The organism is Herbaspirillum sp. 1173, from assembly GCF_031455335.1.
Lineage (GTDB): Bacteria > Pseudomonadota > Gammaproteobacteria > Burkholderiales > Burkholderiaceae_D > Herbaspirillum > Herbaspirillum huttiense.
Map to the genome: position 1 here is coordinate 278442 of NZ_JAVDSP010000001.1, position 14334 is coordinate 292775.

A 14334-nucleotide genomic window follows, 5' to 3' on the forward strand; every position below is an offset into this window, starting at 1 on the left:
AGGGCTGCTTTAGCAGCCCTTTTCATTTTTGAAATCAGCAAGATGAATCTATTTGCTCCGCATGCGGGCCACCAGCCGGCGCAGCAGCCGCAACAGGCGAGAGGACGGCGCACCGGGGCGTGTGACGATGCGGGCGGCCAGCTTGCGCTTGAACTCGCCAATGGCCGACTTGACCGCCTTGAGCAGACGCTGCACCTGCTGCCAGCCGGCCGTGGCCTGCAGTTGCGCGGTGAGCCGGGCTTTGATGTCCAGCAGCCGGGTGTGATAGCGCTGGAACCACTCCAGCGACAGCAGGCTACGCCGCGTGAGCGCATAGATGCGCGCTACCAGCGCCGTGCCCAGCACCTTGGCCGTGAGCACGATGATCACGCCCAGTGTAGGGTGGCCATGCGCGATGGACATCAGCGCCAGAATCTTCACCGGCAACAGCAGCAGGGTCGGTGCCAGGAAGATCAGCAGGGCGGCGTAGGGCGAGAGCCGTTCCACCCAGCGCTGCAATTGCACCAGCCAGGGCCATTCGGGGATGCGTGCCAGCACCGCCTGGGTGGCGTCCCACAGCCATTCTTCCAGCATCAGCAGCAGGGCTGCCGTGTAGAGCAGCGGTGCCAGCAGCCGTCGCCGCCAGCGGGGCGGCCGGCGCGGCGGCAAGGTCGGGTCAGTCATCCAGCGATCAGACGGCGCGCGCCTTGATGAGGGAGAGCCAGCGATCGCCCCATTTCACGTCGCTCATGCAGGAGGCATAGCCGGTGACGGTGCGGGCGGCGCGCTCCAGCAACTGGATGTCGGCTTCGTGCTGGCGTGCCACGTGCGGGTCTTCCAGGAACAGCACGCGGCGGCACTGGCGTTCCAGGATCAGTTCGGCGATCTGGGCGTCCCCGCCCAAGGGACCGGAGAGGAAGGGCTTGACCCAGTTGCGGCCAGCTTCGCCTTTCATCTTCACCGCCAGCTGGTTGAGCAGGCCGCCGGTGGTGCCGGTGGCACAGCGGAAGGCAAATTGGTCGAGTACCTCGAAATGCTTTTCGGCCAGCTCCAGCATGCGCGTTTTCATGGCGTCGTGGGCGATCAGGGCGATGCCTTCGTCCTTCAGATGGAAACGGTCGTCCAGGAAACTATCGGGCGCGGCTCCGTTGGCCAGGGCTTCCAGCTCGAACCACTCCTGGGCACCGGCCAGGGTCGAGAGGAAGGGCTTGCCGTGGATCACGCACTGGCGCTTCAGGGCCACCGCTTCCGGGAAGGTGGACGAGGGGTCGACCGGATCGATCAGGTAGATCACCGCATCGAGGGTGCGGGCGGGATCGGGGTCCACGGTACGCGACACCAGCTTCATCAGGCCGCCGTGGCGACCATAGGGAAAACGCACCAGATGCTCGTAGCCAGGCAGAAGATTCATTTGTCCGATGGCATCGAGCGTGCGGCCGACCACGATCAGTTCGGGTTGCAGGCTTTCGATGCGATGGCGCGAACCGGTCAGCAGCTGGACCAGGGCGGAATCCGAAGCGTCCTGATGGGCGCGGTTGGCAATGAGACCGATGCGATAGCGGGGAGCGATGGAAGACATGGGCGCGAGCAGGCGAGTTGGAGAACCTGGCATGGACGTCATGCGCAGGCGCGAGTGCAGATTATCGCCGAGTGCGCCCCAAAGGGCGAGCCCGGCACGGTGCCCCGCGCATTAATCGCCGCAACTGTACCGTTGCAGGCGCTCGCATGCGGCTACAATAAGCGTCAACCTGCATACCAACCCCACTCCAGCATGAACAAGGCTTTTGTTAAAGAATCCGACGGTGCCGACGACGATGATGACATCGCCTTGCCGGCCATCCCCGCCGGCAGCAAGAACTACATGACCCCGCAGGGGCATCAGCGCATCAAGGATGAACTGCTGCACCTGATCGATGAAGAGCGTCCGGAAGTGGTGCGCGTGGTGTCCTGGGCCGCCTCCAACGGCGACCGTTCCGAAAACGGCGACTACCTCTACGGCAAGAAGCGCCTGCGTGAGATCGACCGCCGCATCCGCTTTCTGACCAAGCGGCTGGACAATGCCGAGGTGGTCGATCCTTCCGTGCACCACGGCAGTGACCAGATCTTCTTCGGCGCGACCGTGACCTACGAAAACCAGCGCGGCGAAGAGCACACCGTCACCATCGTGGGCATCGATGAACTCGATCCCCTCAAGGGACTGATCAGCTGGATCTCGCCGGTGGCGCGGGCGCTGACCAAGGCCCGCGAGGGCGATGAAGTAGTGCTGCAGACACCGTCGGGGGTAGAGCAGCTGACCATCCTCGAAGTGACCTATCCGGCACCGCAGTAGCGCTTGTCCTTATCCCTTGTTGACGGCGGCCCGGCGTGCAAATTGCATGCGGGCAGGCTGTCGCCGCGTCCGGCAAACCGAATTTCAATCCTCCACGAGAACGTTCATGTCCATCGTTTTTGCCAGCCTGAATCACCCCCAGCGCGTCGTCCTGGCTGCCGAGGTGCATTCGCGCCCCTTCCTGCAGCTCACGCGCTCGGAAACCTTGACGCACCTGGCCGTCTACGTACGCGAAGACGGCAACGGCGGCCGTCACGCCAGCGCCCAGCACGTCCTGCTGGACGAACTGTGCGCCCACTTCGGCGTGGTCGCGCCGGGCGGCGAGGCCAAGCACTTCTATCATGACTTCGGCCGCTTCCGCCTGAAGTGGGAATGTCATACCGAGTTCGCCACCTACACCTTCGCCCAGGCGCACGAGGAAGAACTGGGCACCGACCACGCCTTTGCCCGCGCGCCGCTGGCGCATATTCCGCAGCAATGGTTGCTGGGCCTGAAGGGCAAGCTGATGGTGGCCGCGCACGTGGTGGTCGAGCCGGGCGCTGACGATACGGCCGCCACTGCACGCCAGATGCAGCGCATCTTCGAAGGCAAGCTGATGAGTTCCAGCAAGGTCTTGCAAGGGGGCGAGATCTGGACTGATTTCCAGATCCAGTCGGATGGTTTTTCGCGTTTTGTGGTGCGCGATATCGGCCTGCGCGAATTGCAGGGCGGACGCCTGGCGCAGCGGATTCTTGAAATCGAGACCTATCGCATGATGGCGCTGCTGGGCTTGCCGCATGCGCAGCAGTCCGGCCCTTTGCTCAATGAAATCGAAGGCGACCTGGCCGCGCTGACGGCAGCCATGGTGCAGTCCGAACAATCCACCAGCGGCACGCCGGAAGAGATGGCCGAGGATGAGCGCATCCTGCGCAAGATCACCGGACTGGCGGCGCGCATCGAAAAGCTGTCGCTGGAGAACAGCTATCGCTTCTCGGCCTCGCAAGCCTATTTCCGCCTGGTGCAGGCGCGTATCGAAGAATTGCGCGAGCAGCGCATCGAGGGTGTACCGACCATCGGCGAATTCATGGAGCGCCGCCTGGCCCCCGCCATGAATACCTGCCAGGCCATCGCCCGCCGTCAGGAAGCGCTGGCCGAGCGCATCGCCCATACCAACGACCTGTTGCGTACGCGTATCGGCATCGTGCAGGAGCGCCAGAACCGCCAGATCCTGGAATCCATGAATGCCCGCGCCGCCCAGCAACTGAAGCTGCAGCAGGCCGTGGAGGGCTTGTCGGTGGCGGCGATCTCGTATTACGTGATCGGTTTGCTGGGCTATGCCGGCAAGGCGGCCAAGGCGGCGGGCCTGCCCATCAATCCCGACCTGGCCACCGGCTTGGTGGTGCCGGTGGTAGCGGCCTGCGTCTGGCTGGGCTTGCGCCGCATGCACAAGGACCTGGGCAACCATTGACGGCGCGCCAAAGCAAACGGGGCGCACCACGTTGGCGGCGCACCCCGTTGCTGGGAATTGCTCTGGCGAGGATCAGACAGTGGCGTTGATCTTGGCTTCTGCGCCGGCCACGGCGGCCTTGGCAGCTTCTTCGCCCATCGACACACCCTCGGCGACCACCAGTTCCACATCGGTGATGCCGATGAAGCCCAGTGCGCTCTTGAGGTACTTGCCCTGGAAGTCCAGTGCTTCCATCGGGCCTTCGGAATACTTGCCGCCGCGCGAGAGGATGATGACGGCCTTCTTGCCCTTGACCAGGCCGACCGGGCCGGTCTCGGTGTAGCTGAAGGTGCGGCCGGCGCGGAAGACGTGGTCGATCCAGGCCTTCAGGGTCGACGGCGGGGCGAAGTTGTACATCGGCACGCCGATGACGATGGTGTCGGCGGCCAGCAGTTCGTCCACCAGGGCGTCGGATTGCTTGATCACTTCAGCCTGCTCGGCGCTGCGGGCATCAGCCGGGGTAAAGTAGGCACCCAGGAGCGATTCGCTCAGGTGAGGCAGGGCATTGGCCGCCAGGTCACGGTGCACCACCTTGCCGCCAGGGTTCTTGGCTTGCCATTGCTGGGCGAAGGAAGCGGTCAGCTGACGGGAGATGGAACCGCCGCTGCGGGCGCTGGAGTCGATGTGCAGAAGAGTGCTCATGGTGTGTCCTTTCGTTGTTCGGTGGGCAAGGCCTTCGGTGAACGCCTTTGCATTGGGGTCAACAATACCCAGTTTTCATTTCTTCCAATAGATGCGAGAATCGCATTTCACTGATCCATTTTTGGTGGGAATCGAACATCGCCATGCTAGACCTCAACGACATCTGGCTTTTCGTCCATGTAGTGCGGGCCGGCAGCTTCGCCGCTGCCGGGCGCAAGCTGTCCATGCCGCCCAATACCATCAGCCGCCGTTTGCAGGCGCTGGAAGCGGCCATGGGGGTGCGGCTGCTGCAACGCTCCACGCGCCAGCTCAACATGACGGCGGCGGGGCGGGAATTCTTCGAGCGCTGCGCGCCGGGCCTGGAAGACATCGAGCACGCCAGCGCCAGTCTCACCCAAAGCCAGGGCGAACCGTCCGGCAGCCTGCGCGTGGCTGCACCGGTGGACTTCTTCGACAATTTCTCCATCGAGTGGATGCATGAGTTCATGCATCTCTATCCCAAGGTGCAGTTGGAGTTCGTGCTCAATGACGGGCGCGCCGACCTGATCGCCGAGGGTATCGACCTGGCCTTCCGTGGCGGCGTGCTCCCCGACTCCAGCCTGGTGGCCAGGAAGCTGGTGCAGAGCCATATGGCCCTCATTGCCAGTCCGCGCTACCTGGAGCGCGCAGGCACGCCGCAGGCCCTGGCCGACCTGGTGGGCCATGCCTGCCTGGCGACGTCGCAGGCACCCCAGCATACGGTGTGGAAACTGGAAGGGCCGCACGGTCCGGAAAACGTGCGGGTGGTACCGCGCCTGTGCATCAACACCGCACAAGGGCAGTTGCGTGCGGCGCGGGCAGGATTGGGCATTGCGCTGCTGCCGACCATGCTGGCCTCCGAAGACCTGCGCAATGGCAGCCTGATCAACATCCTCCCGGATTACCAGCGCGACACCATGGGCTTCTATGCCGTGTACGTACACCGGCGGCAATTGCCCAGTGCGGTCAGTGCGCTCATCGAATTCTTCGCCGACAAGCTGGAGCGCGGCATTGCCGACAAAGGCGCACAGGCCTGCCAGGAGCATCTGAAACGGGAGGCCGCTGTGCAACCGCTACCGCAGAAAGCGGCCTGAGTCCGTCTCAGAACTCCACCGCCTGTTCGGCCAGGGCATAGCGGCGGCAATGTTCCAGATAGGCGCGCTCATGGTTGGCGACCAGGTCGACCACGCTGCGCCACAGCCAGGATGGCACTTCCAGCGTCTTCGACCGTTGCCGCGCCAGTTCGGTGTACCACGCGCGGCAGGTTGCTTCATCCATCTGGCGCGCATGCGCCTGGCCGACGACGCGGGCCAGGTAGCGCGCCGCACGCAGGGCCTCTTCCTGGCTGACGTGATCGATTTCCAGCTTCAGGTCCTGCGGCAGCAGCTCGCGCACGAACACCGGGCGCTCCAGCAGCCGCATGGCCAGCATGCGTGAACCCAGATGTGGCGCCAGATGGCGTGCACCGGTGACGACGCGTTCGGCGTTGTCGCGCGGCATGCCGGCATCGCGGTAGCGGGGCGCGGCGGCGGTGACGGCTTCCTTGATATCGAAGAGGCACAGGTCGCTGCGTTCGCTGGCCTGTTCGTTCACATCCAGCAGCACGGCAAAGCGCAGCAGGCCCAGCGAGCTGCATCCCTTCATCCAGTAGGCGGTATCGAGCATCCTGATGGCGGCGTCGTCCTCGCGATGCCGCAAGGACGTCAGCAAGGCGCGCGCCGGAGCTGACTCCACCAGCGCGGTGATCTCTTTTCTTTCCTGTCGCGAGGCCGACCAAAAGCGTTTTCCCAGCGGGATACGCACGGTCTTGCCTTGCATGCGTTCACGCGCCAGTTCCTTCCAGGTGCGGCGATGTGCAGTCTTCAGAGCCACGCGCACGGACTTGGGTTTCTTGCCCAGTCGCAGGTCGTCACCGGGCCGGAAGGCAGATTCATATCCCTCCACCAGCACCTCCATCATCTTGGCCGTGATCACGCCCGGCAGGTCCGAACTGCGCGCGGCCATGGCCAACGACAGTGCCAGGCGGATCAGGTCGTGCGATGGGTTGCCGATGACGGTCTGGTCGAAGTCACGGATCTGGATGTCGATCTTGCCCTCGGCATTGGCCACCGGTCCCAGGTTGCCGATGTGGCAGTCGCCGCAGATCCAGATGGCCGGACCTTCGGGCAGGCTGCTGGCCTGGGTCTCGTTTAGCCAGTTGTAGAAGCGCAGGGTGCTGCCGCGCACGTAAGCGTGGGCGGAGCGGGCCATTTTGAGGTTCTGGGCGGTTTTCAGGATGTCCTGGCGTGCAGAGGGACGAGGCGTCCTCGTAAGCAGTTTTTTTGGCATGGCGATTTATATTATTTATATTCATTTTTCTTCTGGGCGGATGAAGCCCAATGTTCAGTTTCCTCGCCTCTTCGCCGCTTGCCTATCAGAGAAGCGAGACTTGCCTTGTCAGACACCCGGCCATGCGCTGCCTGCAAAACGAATTCCGGAAAAGACAAACGCCCGCATCAGCGGGCGTTTGAGGAGGGGGCCGAGCCGGATCAGCCGCGTTCGCGCAGGATACGTGCGACACTGTCGATCTTGCGGATGCCGCGCATCAGGCGCGCCAAGTGCACGCGATCTTCGACCTGGATGGTGAAGCGCAGATACTTCATCGAAGCATTGCCGCCTTCGTCATCCATGGCCACCGAGACGATGTTGGCATCGGACTCGCCGATCTCGGCAGCGATGCGCGCCAGCGTGCCGCGCTCGTTGTGGATCAGGATGGTGATGCGGCAATCGAAGCGGCGATTGAGATCGTGGCCCCAGACCAGGTCGATCCAGCGGTCCGGTTCCTTCTCGTGCAGCCGCTTGGCGGTCTCGCACTCCTGGGTATGCACGATCAGAGTCTGGTCCGGCTTCAAATAGCCGGTCAGGCGATCGCCCGGGATCGGCATGCAGCAGGACGACAGTTGCGCCGAGGCCCCTTCGCTGCCGGTGATGACCACCGGGTCCGGCTTGTTGGGCAGCATGTGGCCTTCCGGATCGAGCTGCGGCACGCTCACGCCGGTATCCATCATGGTCATGATGTGTCGTGCCACCAGCGGGGCCATGCGGGTGCCGATGCCGATCTCGGCATACAGGTCATCCATGGTCTTGGCGCTGGATTCGTTGAGCAGGCGTTCGACGATATGGGAAGGAAGTTCGGGTTCGATGCCCAGCGTATGAAGAGCGTTGCCCAACAAGCGGCGTCCGACGGCTTGCGACTCGACCTTGTTGGCCGTGCGCAGGCGGTGGCGGATGGCCGAACGGGCCTTGCCGGTGCGCACGTAGCCCAGCCAGTTGGGGCTGGGGCGCGAGGTCGGCGAGGTGATGATCTCGACGATGTCGCCGTTGTGCAGCTCTGAGCGCAGCGCGGCCGGTTCGTGATTGATGATGGCCGACGTGGTCTGGTCGCCGATGTCGGTGTGGATGCTGTAGGCGAAATCGAGCGCCGTGGCACCACGGGGCAGGGCGATGATCTTCGATTTGGGCGTGAAGACGTAGACCGAATCCGGGAACAGGTCGACCTTGACGTGCTCCAGGAACTCGGCTGAATCGCCAGTCTGCTTCTGGATGTCCAGCAGCGACTGCAGCCAGGCGTGGGTACGCTGCTGCAGGTCGGTGAGGCTGCCTTCGTCGTCCTTGTAGAGCCAGTGGGCGGCCACGCCGGATTCGGCCACGCGGTGCATGTCGGTGGTGCGGATCTGGAACTCCACCGGGGTGCCGTAGGGGCCGATCAGGGTCGTGTGCAGCGACTGGTAGCCATTCAACTTGGGAATGGCAATGTAATCCTTGAACTTGCCCGGCATGGGCTTGAACAGGGAGTGCAGGGTGCCCAGCGCCACGTAGCAGTTGGCGAAGCTGTCCACCACCACGCGGAAGCCGTACACGTCCAGTACCTGCGAGAAGCTCAGGTGCTTGTTGCGCATCTTGCGATAGATGCCGTAGAGGGTCTTTTCGCGGCCATCGACCTGGGCCGGGATGCCGGCGGCGATCAGGGTGCTGGTGACCGATTCCATGATCTTGGTCACCACTTCGCGGCGGTTGCCGCGCGCGGCCTTGACGGCCTTGAGCAGGGTGCGATGGCGCAGCGGATGCAGGTGCGCGAAGGACAGCTCCTGCAGCTCGCGGTAGATGTTGTTGAGGCCCAGGCGGTGCGCGATGGGCACGTAGACTTCCATGGTCTCGCGCGAGATGCGGCGCTTCTTCTCGGGCGGCATGGAGCCCAGCGTGCGCATGTTGTGCAGGCGGTCGGCCAGCTTGACCAGGATCACCCGCACGTCGCGCGCCATGGCCAGCAGCATCTTGCGGAAGTTTTCCGCCTGCGCCTCGACCTGGCTCTGGAATTCGATCTTGTCCAGCTTGGAGAGGCCATCCACCAGTGAGGCCACGGAGGCGCCGAAGCGCTCGATCAGCTCTTCCTTCTTGACGCCCTGGTCTTCCATGACATCGTGCAGGAAGGCCGCCATCATGGCCTGGGCGTCGAGCTTCCATTCGGCGCAGATCTCGGCCACTGCCAGCGGATGCGAGATGTAGGGCTCGCCGGACTTGCGCATCTGGCCCAGGTGCATCTCGTCGGCGAAGCGATAGGCTTCCTTGACCTTCTTCAGTTCGGAAGGGGTCAGGTACTCTTCGAGCTTGGGGATCAGATGCGCGAAAGTCGCCACGCCGCTATGTGCGGCAGGGGCGACTTCGAGGGGAGTTGCGGTGCGGCCGGAACCGGCGGCACGTTTGGAGCTAGCAGCGGCTGATAAGGTGGAGTCGGTAGTGGTGAGGCTCATACTTGTCCGTTATCAGCTTCATGGACGGACCAGGATCAGGCCGGAACCTTCTTGAGCATCTCGATACCGACTTTGCCAGCGGCGATTTCGCGCAGGGCGGTCACGGTCGGCTTGTCCTTGGCTTCCACCTTCGGGGTGTGGCCTTGCAGCAGCTGGCGGGCACGGTAGGTGGCCGACAGGGTCAACTGGAAGCGGTTGGGGATCTGCTTGAGGCAATCTTCGATGGTAATGCGGGCCATGTGATACTCCTGAATGACGGTCTTGCTTGTGGATTGATGGGTCCGGCGCCGGGTTGCTGGTCTGGCTTGTGCGGCTTAGCTCGCGTGGATGCCCAGCTGGGTGAAGAGGTAGGCATTGCGGGCGGCTTGCTGCGGGAAGCGGCAGCGGGCGGCCTGGACGATTGCCGTCAATTCGGACAAAGCGACGGCAAACTCTTGATTAATAATAACATATTCGAACTCCGGCGAGTGAGCGATTTCGCCGCCGGCGGCCAGGATGCGGCGCGTGATGACGTGTGGTTCGTCCTGTCCGCGCTTCTTCAGGCGCTCTTCCAGCGCGGCAATCGAGGGCGGCAGGATGAAGATGCCGATCGCATTGGTAAATTGTTTCTTCACCTGCTGCGCACCTTGCCAGTCGATCTCCAGCAGCACGTCGGTGCCATTGGCGATCTGGTCGGCAATCATCAGGCGCGAGGTGCCGTAGTAGTTGCCGTGCACTTCGGCCCATTCGAGGAATTCCCCTTCGGCCTGGCGCTTCAGGAAATCTTCCACGTCAGTGAAATAATATTCACGGCCATGTTCTTCGCCCGGACGCGGTGCGCGGGTGGTGTAGGAGATCGACAGCTTGATGGCCGGCTCCTGCTTGAGCAGGGCGTTGACCAGGGTCGATTTGCCGGCGCCGGACGGGGCAACCACCATGAAAAGGCTACCGGAAGTGGGTTTTTGGACGGGCATGGGGTCCTCGCTGAAAAATGTCTTTTAACTAATCAATATCGGTCGGAATGGGGCTGTGCGGCTGGGGTCATTCCAGATTCTGCACCTGCTCGCGCATCTGGTCGATGAGCAGCTTCAGTTCCATGGAGGCATCGGCCAGTTCCTTGACGGCGGCCTTGGAGCCGACCGTGTTGGCCTCGCGGTTCAGTTCCTGCATCATGAAATCGAGGCGCTTGCCGACCTGGCCGCCCTTTTTGAGGATGTGGCGGGTTTCGCCCAGGTGGGCCGACAGGCGTGCCAGTTCCTCGGCGATGTCGATGCGGATGCCGTAGAGGGTCACTTCCTGGCGGATGCGTTCCAGCGATTCCTCACGGGTGGCCACCGGCGTTGCGCCATTCTGCGTCTGCAGGGCCAGGCCCAGAGCTTCGGTCATGCGTTCGGTGGCCTTCTGCTGGAATTGTTCGACCAGTTGCGGCACCAGCGGGGTGATGCGGGCCACGATGGCTTCCATCGCATCCACCCGGGCCAGGATCACGGCCTGCAGGGCCGCACCTTCACGGGCGCGGGATTCGACGAAGGCGTCCAGGGTCTGCTGCATCGTGGCCAGGATATCGGCCTGCAGGCTGTCCTGGCTGATCTCGGCTTCTTCCATCACGCCCGGCCAGCGCAGCAGTTCGTTGATCGACAGCGGCGCGGCATCGGGGAATTGCGCGCGCAGTTGGTCTTGCAGGCTGGCCAGCTGGCCGACCAGGGTGTGGTTCAGGGCCTGGCTGTTGCCGCTGGCGACCTTGCGGCCGAAGGACAGGCGGCATTCCACCTTGCCGCGCACCAGGCGGCCCATGATGGCTTCGCGCAGCATCGGTTCGACCGCACGCAGGTCATCGTTGATGCGGAACTGCAGGTCGAGGAAGCGCGAATTGACGCTCTTCATTTCCAGGGTGACCGTGCCGGCAGTGGTTTCACGGGTGGTGACGGCATAGCCGGTCATGCTGTAGATGGTCAAGGTCGGGACTCCATAAAGCGGGCGGGCGGCGCAGCAGGGCGCGCCGGCGAATAAGGGTTGCGGGCGGGGCGGGCAGGGTGGCCAGAGAGGTAAATGGAGGATGCCGCGACGGCGGACATCGTGTTCCTTTACAATGCCGGACTTGAACGTTCCGGCACCGCCTGTGCGGCCTGCCCGGGTGCCACCCGGTCGGAGCCCGCATTTTAATGAAGTTTCGCGGCGCCGCGCTATCAAAAACATCAAACCGGCGGTTTTGGAGGCCAATTGGCCGCCCGCCATCCGCCCAGCCTCGCCCAGACCAAGACAAGGATCACCATGACAGCTTCCCATCGCCCCAGCGGCCGCAGCGTTTCGCAATTGCGCGACGTGCGCCTGACCCGCCAGTACACCAAGCACGCCGAAGGCTCGGTGCTGGTCGAGTTCGGTGACACCCGCGTGCTCTGCACCGCCTCCATCGAGGAAAAGGTTCCCGGCTTCCTGAAGGGCAAGGGCCAGGGCTGGCTGACCGCCGAATACGGCATGCTGCCGCGCTCCACGCATACCCGCATGGACCGCGAAGCCGCCAAGGGCAAGCAATCCGGCCGTACCCAGGAGATCCAGCGCCTGATCGGCCGCGCCCTGCGTGCCGCCTTCGACCTGGAAGCCTTTGGCGAACGCACCCTGCAGCTGGACTGCGACGTGCTGCAAGCCGATGGCGGCACGCGCACCGCCGCCATCACCGGCGCCATGGTGGCCGCCTATGACGCCTTCAACGTGCTGAAGTCGCGCGGCCTGATCGAAACCATTCCGGTCAAGCAGTTCGTGGCCGCGATTTCGGTCGGCGTCTACCAGGGCGTCCCGGTGCTCGATCTGGATTATCTGGAAGACTCGGATTGCGATACCGACATGAATGTGGTCATGACCGACGGCGGCCATTTCGTCGAAGTGCAGGGCACCGCCGAAGGCGCCGCCTTCGACCGCGCCACCCTCAACAACCTGCTGGACCTGGCCCAGCAGGGCATCGCCACGCTCAACGGCTTGCAGAAGCAGGCCCTGGGCCTGTAATCCCCGGCCACGCCGCGGCGCAAATCGCCGTACAATGCCGCCTAGAAGCGATATGAACAAAAACGCCATGTGCTCCATCGACATGGCGTTTTTCATTGGGGCGCAGCGGCTGTCATGCCCATCCCGTGCGCCTCGCCAAGATCAGGACCAGACATGCAACCCAAGCAAAAGATCGTGATGGCGTCCAACAACGCCGGCAAACTGAAGGAATTCGCCAGTCTCCTGGGCGACATCGGATTGGACGTGCGCCCGCAAGGCGAATTCGACGTGCCCGAAGCGGAAGAACCCTTCGGCACCTTCGTCGAGAATGCCCTGACCAAGGCCCGCCACGCCGCCCGCCTGACCGGTCTGCCGGCCCTGGCCGATGATTCCGGTGTGTGCGTGAATGCCCTGGGCGGTGCGCCCGGAGTCTATTCCGCCCGCTACGCCGGCGAGCCCAAGTCGGATGCCAACAACAACGCCAAGCTCATCGCCGATCTGGCAGCCCATGCCGACAAGTCCGCCTATTACTACTGCGTGCTGGTCTACGTGCGCCATGCCGACGATCCGCAACCGGTCATCGCCGATGGCGTATGGAAGGGCGAGATCATCGATCAGCCGCGCGGCCAGGGCGGATTCGGCTATGACCCTTATTTCCTGCTGCCCTCTCTGGGCAAGACGGCCGCTGAACTGACGGCCGCAGAGAAGAATGCCGTCTCGCACCGTGGCCAGGCCTTGCGTGCCTTGGTCGAGAAGCTGGCATGATCCCCATCAAGCCGATCCCGGCCGATATCCCGGCTGGCCAGGCGGCCAGCGGCCCGGCTCAGGCCGCGCTGGCCTTCCTGAAGCCCGGCAGCCTGCAGCTGACGGCTTTGCCGCCGCTGTCGCTGTACGTGCATTTCCCGTGGTGCGTGCGCAAGTGCCCGTATTGCGACTTCAATTCCCATGAGGTCAAGGGCAGTTTCCCTGAAGAAGCTTATCTGGATGCCCTGCGCAGCGACCTGGAGCAGTCGCTGCCGCTGATCTGGGGCCGCAAGATCCATACGATCTTCATCGGTGGCGGCACGCCCAGCCTGCTGTCGGCCGCCGGTCTGGATCGCTTGCTGTCGGACCTGCGCACCTTGCTGCCCTTCGATGGCGACATCGAGATCACCATGGAAGCCAATCCGGGAACGTTTGAAGCCGACAAGTTCCGCTCCTACCGGGATAGCGGCATCAGCCGCCTGTCGATCGGTATCCAGAGCTTCAACGGCCAGCACCTGCATGCTCTGGGCCGCATCCATGATGGCGACCAGGCGCGCAAGGCGGTGGAGATCGCGCAGGCCAACTTCGACAACTTCAACCTCGACCTGATGTACGCGCTGCCGCAGCAGACGCTGGCAGAGGCCAAGTCCGACATCGAAACGGCCATCGCCTTCGCGCCGCCGCACCTGTCGCTGTATCACCTGACGCTGGAGCCCAATACGCTCTTCGCCAAGTACCCGCCGCCGGTGCCGGATGACGATGCCAGCGCCGACATGCAGGACATGATTGCCGAGCTGACCACGGCTGCCGGTTACGTCAACTATGAGGTCTCAGCCTATGCCCAGCCCAAGCGGCGCGCCCGCCACAACCTCAATTACTGGCAATTCGGCGACTACCTGGGCATCGGCGCGGGGGCGCATTCCAAGCTCTCGTTCCCGCACCGCATCGTGCGCCAGATGCGTTACAAGCATCCCCAGTCCTATCTGGAGCATGCCAAAGCCGGCACGCCTGTCCAGGAAGAAGCGGAAATCGGCCGCGATGCCCTGGGCTTCGAATTCATGCTCAACGCCTTGCGCCTGACGGAAGGATTCTCACCGAATCTCTTCGCCGAGCGGACCGGCATGAGCCTGAACCAGATCGAAAAATCACTGAATCTGGCCGAGCAAAAAGGCATGTTGTATCGCGATCACGCTTTGATCCGGCCGACCGATCTTGGGCGTCGTTTTCTCAATGATTTGCAGGAAATTTTCTTGTCAGAATAAACCCATGTTGCAAGGTGGCTTTTATCGGGTATATTTAGAAAAAATTTAATTTTAATTAAGTATTCTGCTGGGAAACTTGTTAATATGTTTTTAACATTGCAGAGCGTCTCAGCAAATAATGCGGCG

The 14334-nt window shown here is 63.1% G+C and carries 14 protein-coding genes; 6 read left to right on the plus strand and 8 right to left on the minus strand.

Translation table 11 applies throughout. From position 1 onward, the window contains the following. Positions 1–48 precede the first annotated feature (48 nt). Together J2X56_RS01345 and J2X56_RS01350 are read right to left on the minus strand one after the other, a co-directional pair. Entirely contained in the window at positions 49–663 is a 615-nt protein-coding gene (locus J2X56_RS01345; protein WP_121039874.1) for a hypothetical protein, read from the minus strand. A gap of 7 nt (positions 664–670) precedes the next feature. Then, complete coding sequence (locus tag J2X56_RS01350) at positions 671–1558, minus strand: methylglyoxal synthase (RefSeq protein WP_121039877.1); 888 nt, start codon at positions 1556–1558, stop codon at positions 671–673. Between the two features lie 192 nt (positions 1559–1750). Here J2X56_RS01350 and greB point away from each other — a divergent pair, with 192 nt between their 5' ends. Further along, entirely contained in the window at positions 1751–2308 is a 558-nt protein-coding gene (greB, locus tag J2X56_RS01355) for a transcription elongation factor GreB (protein WP_121039880.1), read from the plus strand. A 106-nt stretch (positions 2309–2414) separates the two neighbouring features. Beyond that, complete coding sequence (locus J2X56_RS01360) at positions 2415–3755, plus strand: DUF3422 family protein (protein ID WP_121039883.1); 1341 nt, start codon at positions 2415–2417, stop codon at positions 3753–3755. 72 nt (positions 3756–3827) lie between these two features. Here the strand turns inward: J2X56_RS01360 and J2X56_RS01365 are convergent, their stop codons facing one another. Further along, positions 3828–4436, minus strand: coding sequence for an FMN-dependent NADH-azoreductase (locus J2X56_RS01365; protein WP_204725407.1), 609 nt, complete (start codon positions 4434–4436; stop codon positions 3828–3830). A 143-nt stretch (positions 4437–4579) separates the two neighbouring features. Between J2X56_RS01365 and J2X56_RS01370 the strand changes: the two genes are divergently transcribed. Then, complete coding sequence (locus J2X56_RS01370) at positions 4580–5548, plus strand: LysR family transcriptional regulator (RefSeq protein ID WP_039788350.1); 969 nt, start codon at positions 4580–4582, stop codon at positions 5546–5548. Positions 5549–5555: 7 nt separating this feature from the next. On the opposite strand, the gene J2X56_RS01375 is transcribed toward J2X56_RS01370, so the two are convergent. The 5 genes from J2X56_RS01375 to J2X56_RS01395 all read right to left on the minus strand — a co-directional run bounded on the left by J2X56_RS01375 (position 5556) and on the right by J2X56_RS01395 (position 11179). Continuing rightward, a complete protein-coding gene (locus J2X56_RS01375) occupies positions 5556–6782 on the minus strand; it encodes a DUF2252 family protein (RefSeq protein WP_134135272.1) in 1227 nt (408 codons plus the stop codon). A gap of 200 nt (positions 6783–6982) precedes the next feature. Next, a complete protein-coding gene (locus tag J2X56_RS01380) occupies positions 6983–9244 on the minus strand; it encodes a bifunctional (p)ppGpp synthetase/guanosine-3',5'-bis(diphosphate) 3'-pyrophosphohydrolase (RefSeq protein ID WP_121039895.1) in 2262 nt (753 codons plus the stop codon). A 35-nt stretch (positions 9245–9279) separates the two neighbouring features. Beyond that, positions 9280–9483 carry a DNA-directed RNA polymerase subunit omega gene (rpoZ, locus tag J2X56_RS01385; RefSeq protein WP_008328299.1) on the minus strand — a complete coding sequence of 68 codons (204 nt, stop codon included), beginning with the start codon at positions 9481–9483 and terminating at the stop codon, positions 9280–9282. Between the two features lie 75 nt (positions 9484–9558). Beyond that, positions 9559–10197 carry a guanylate kinase gene (gene gmk / locus J2X56_RS01390; protein WP_039788345.1) on the minus strand — a complete coding sequence of 213 codons (639 nt, stop codon included), beginning with the start codon at positions 10195–10197 and terminating at the stop codon, positions 9559–9561. 67 nt (positions 10198–10264) lie between these two features. Continuing rightward, the gene (locus J2X56_RS01395; protein WP_209569086.1) at positions 10265–11179 is read right to left on the minus strand and encodes a YicC/YloC family endoribonuclease; all 915 of its coding nucleotides are present in this window, start codon (positions 11177–11179) and stop codon (positions 10265–10267) included. Positions 11180–11494: 315 nt separating this feature from the next. Between J2X56_RS01395 and rph the strand changes: the two genes are divergently transcribed. The 3 genes from rph to hemW all read left to right on the plus strand — a co-directional run bounded on the left by rph (position 11495) and on the right by hemW (position 14208). After that, a complete protein-coding gene (rph, locus tag J2X56_RS01400; RefSeq protein WP_039788342.1) occupies positions 11495–12223 on the plus strand; it encodes a ribonuclease PH in 729 nt (242 codons plus the stop codon). Between the two features lie 153 nt (positions 12224–12376). Continuing rightward, on the plus strand, positions 12377–12967 hold the full coding sequence (gene rdgB / locus J2X56_RS01405; protein WP_121039900.1) for an RdgB/HAM1 family non-canonical purine NTP pyrophosphatase: 591 nt from the start codon (positions 12377–12379) through the stop codon (positions 12965–12967). Beyond that, on the plus strand, positions 12964–14208 hold the full coding sequence (hemW, locus tag J2X56_RS01410; RefSeq protein WP_039788337.1) for a radical SAM family heme chaperone HemW: 1245 nt from the start codon (positions 12964–12966) through the stop codon (positions 14206–14208). Before rdgB ends, hemW begins: the two co-directional genes overlap by 4 nt. Positions 14209–14334 lie beyond the last annotated feature (126 nt).

Bases quoted from the DNA above. Each gene is read 5' to 3' on its own strand.
- J2X56_RS01345 (WP_121039874.1), bottom strand. From the start codon at position 663: ATGACTGACCCGACCTTGCCGCCGCGCCGGCCGCCCCGCTGGCGGCGA.
- J2X56_RS01350 (WP_121039877.1), bottom strand. From the start codon at position 1,558: ATGTCTTCCATCGCTCCCCGCTATCGCATCGGTCTCATTGCCAACCGC.
- greB (WP_121039880.1), top strand. From the start codon at position 1,751: ATGAACAAGGCTTTTGTTAAAGAATCCGACGGTGCCGACGACGATGAT.
- J2X56_RS01360 (WP_121039883.1), top strand. From the start codon at position 2,415: ATGTCCATCGTTTTTGCCAGCCTGAATCACCCCCAGCGCGTCGTCCTG.
- J2X56_RS01365 (WP_204725407.1), bottom strand. From the start codon at position 4,436: ATGAGCACTCTTCTGCACATCGACTCCAGCGCCCGCAGCGGCGGTTCC.
- J2X56_RS01370 (WP_039788350.1), top strand. From the start codon at position 4,580: ATGCTAGACCTCAACGACATCTGGCTTTTCGTCCATGTAGTGCGGGCC.
- J2X56_RS01375 (WP_134135272.1), bottom strand. From the start codon at position 6,782: ATGCCAAAAAAACTGCTTACGAGGACGCCTCGTCCCTCTGCACGCCAG.
- J2X56_RS01380 (WP_121039895.1), bottom strand. From the start codon at position 9,244: ATGAGCCTCACCACTACCGACTCCACCTTATCAGCCGCTGCTAGCTCC.
- rpoZ (WP_008328299.1), bottom strand. From the start codon at position 9,483: ATGGCCCGCATTACCATCGAAGATTGCCTCAAGCAGATCCCCAACCGC.
- gmk (WP_039788345.1), bottom strand. From the start codon at position 10,197: ATGCCCGTCCAAAAACCCACTTCCGGTAGCCTTTTCATGGTGGTTGCC.
- rph (WP_039788342.1), top strand. From the start codon at position 11,495: ATGACAGCTTCCCATCGCCCCAGCGGCCGCAGCGTTTCGCAATTGCGC.
- rdgB (WP_121039900.1), top strand. From the start codon at position 12,377: ATGCAACCCAAGCAAAAGATCGTGATGGCGTCCAACAACGCCGGCAAA.
- hemW (WP_039788337.1), top strand. From the start codon at position 12,964: ATGATCCCCATCAAGCCGATCCCGGCCGATATCCCGGCTGGCCAGGCG.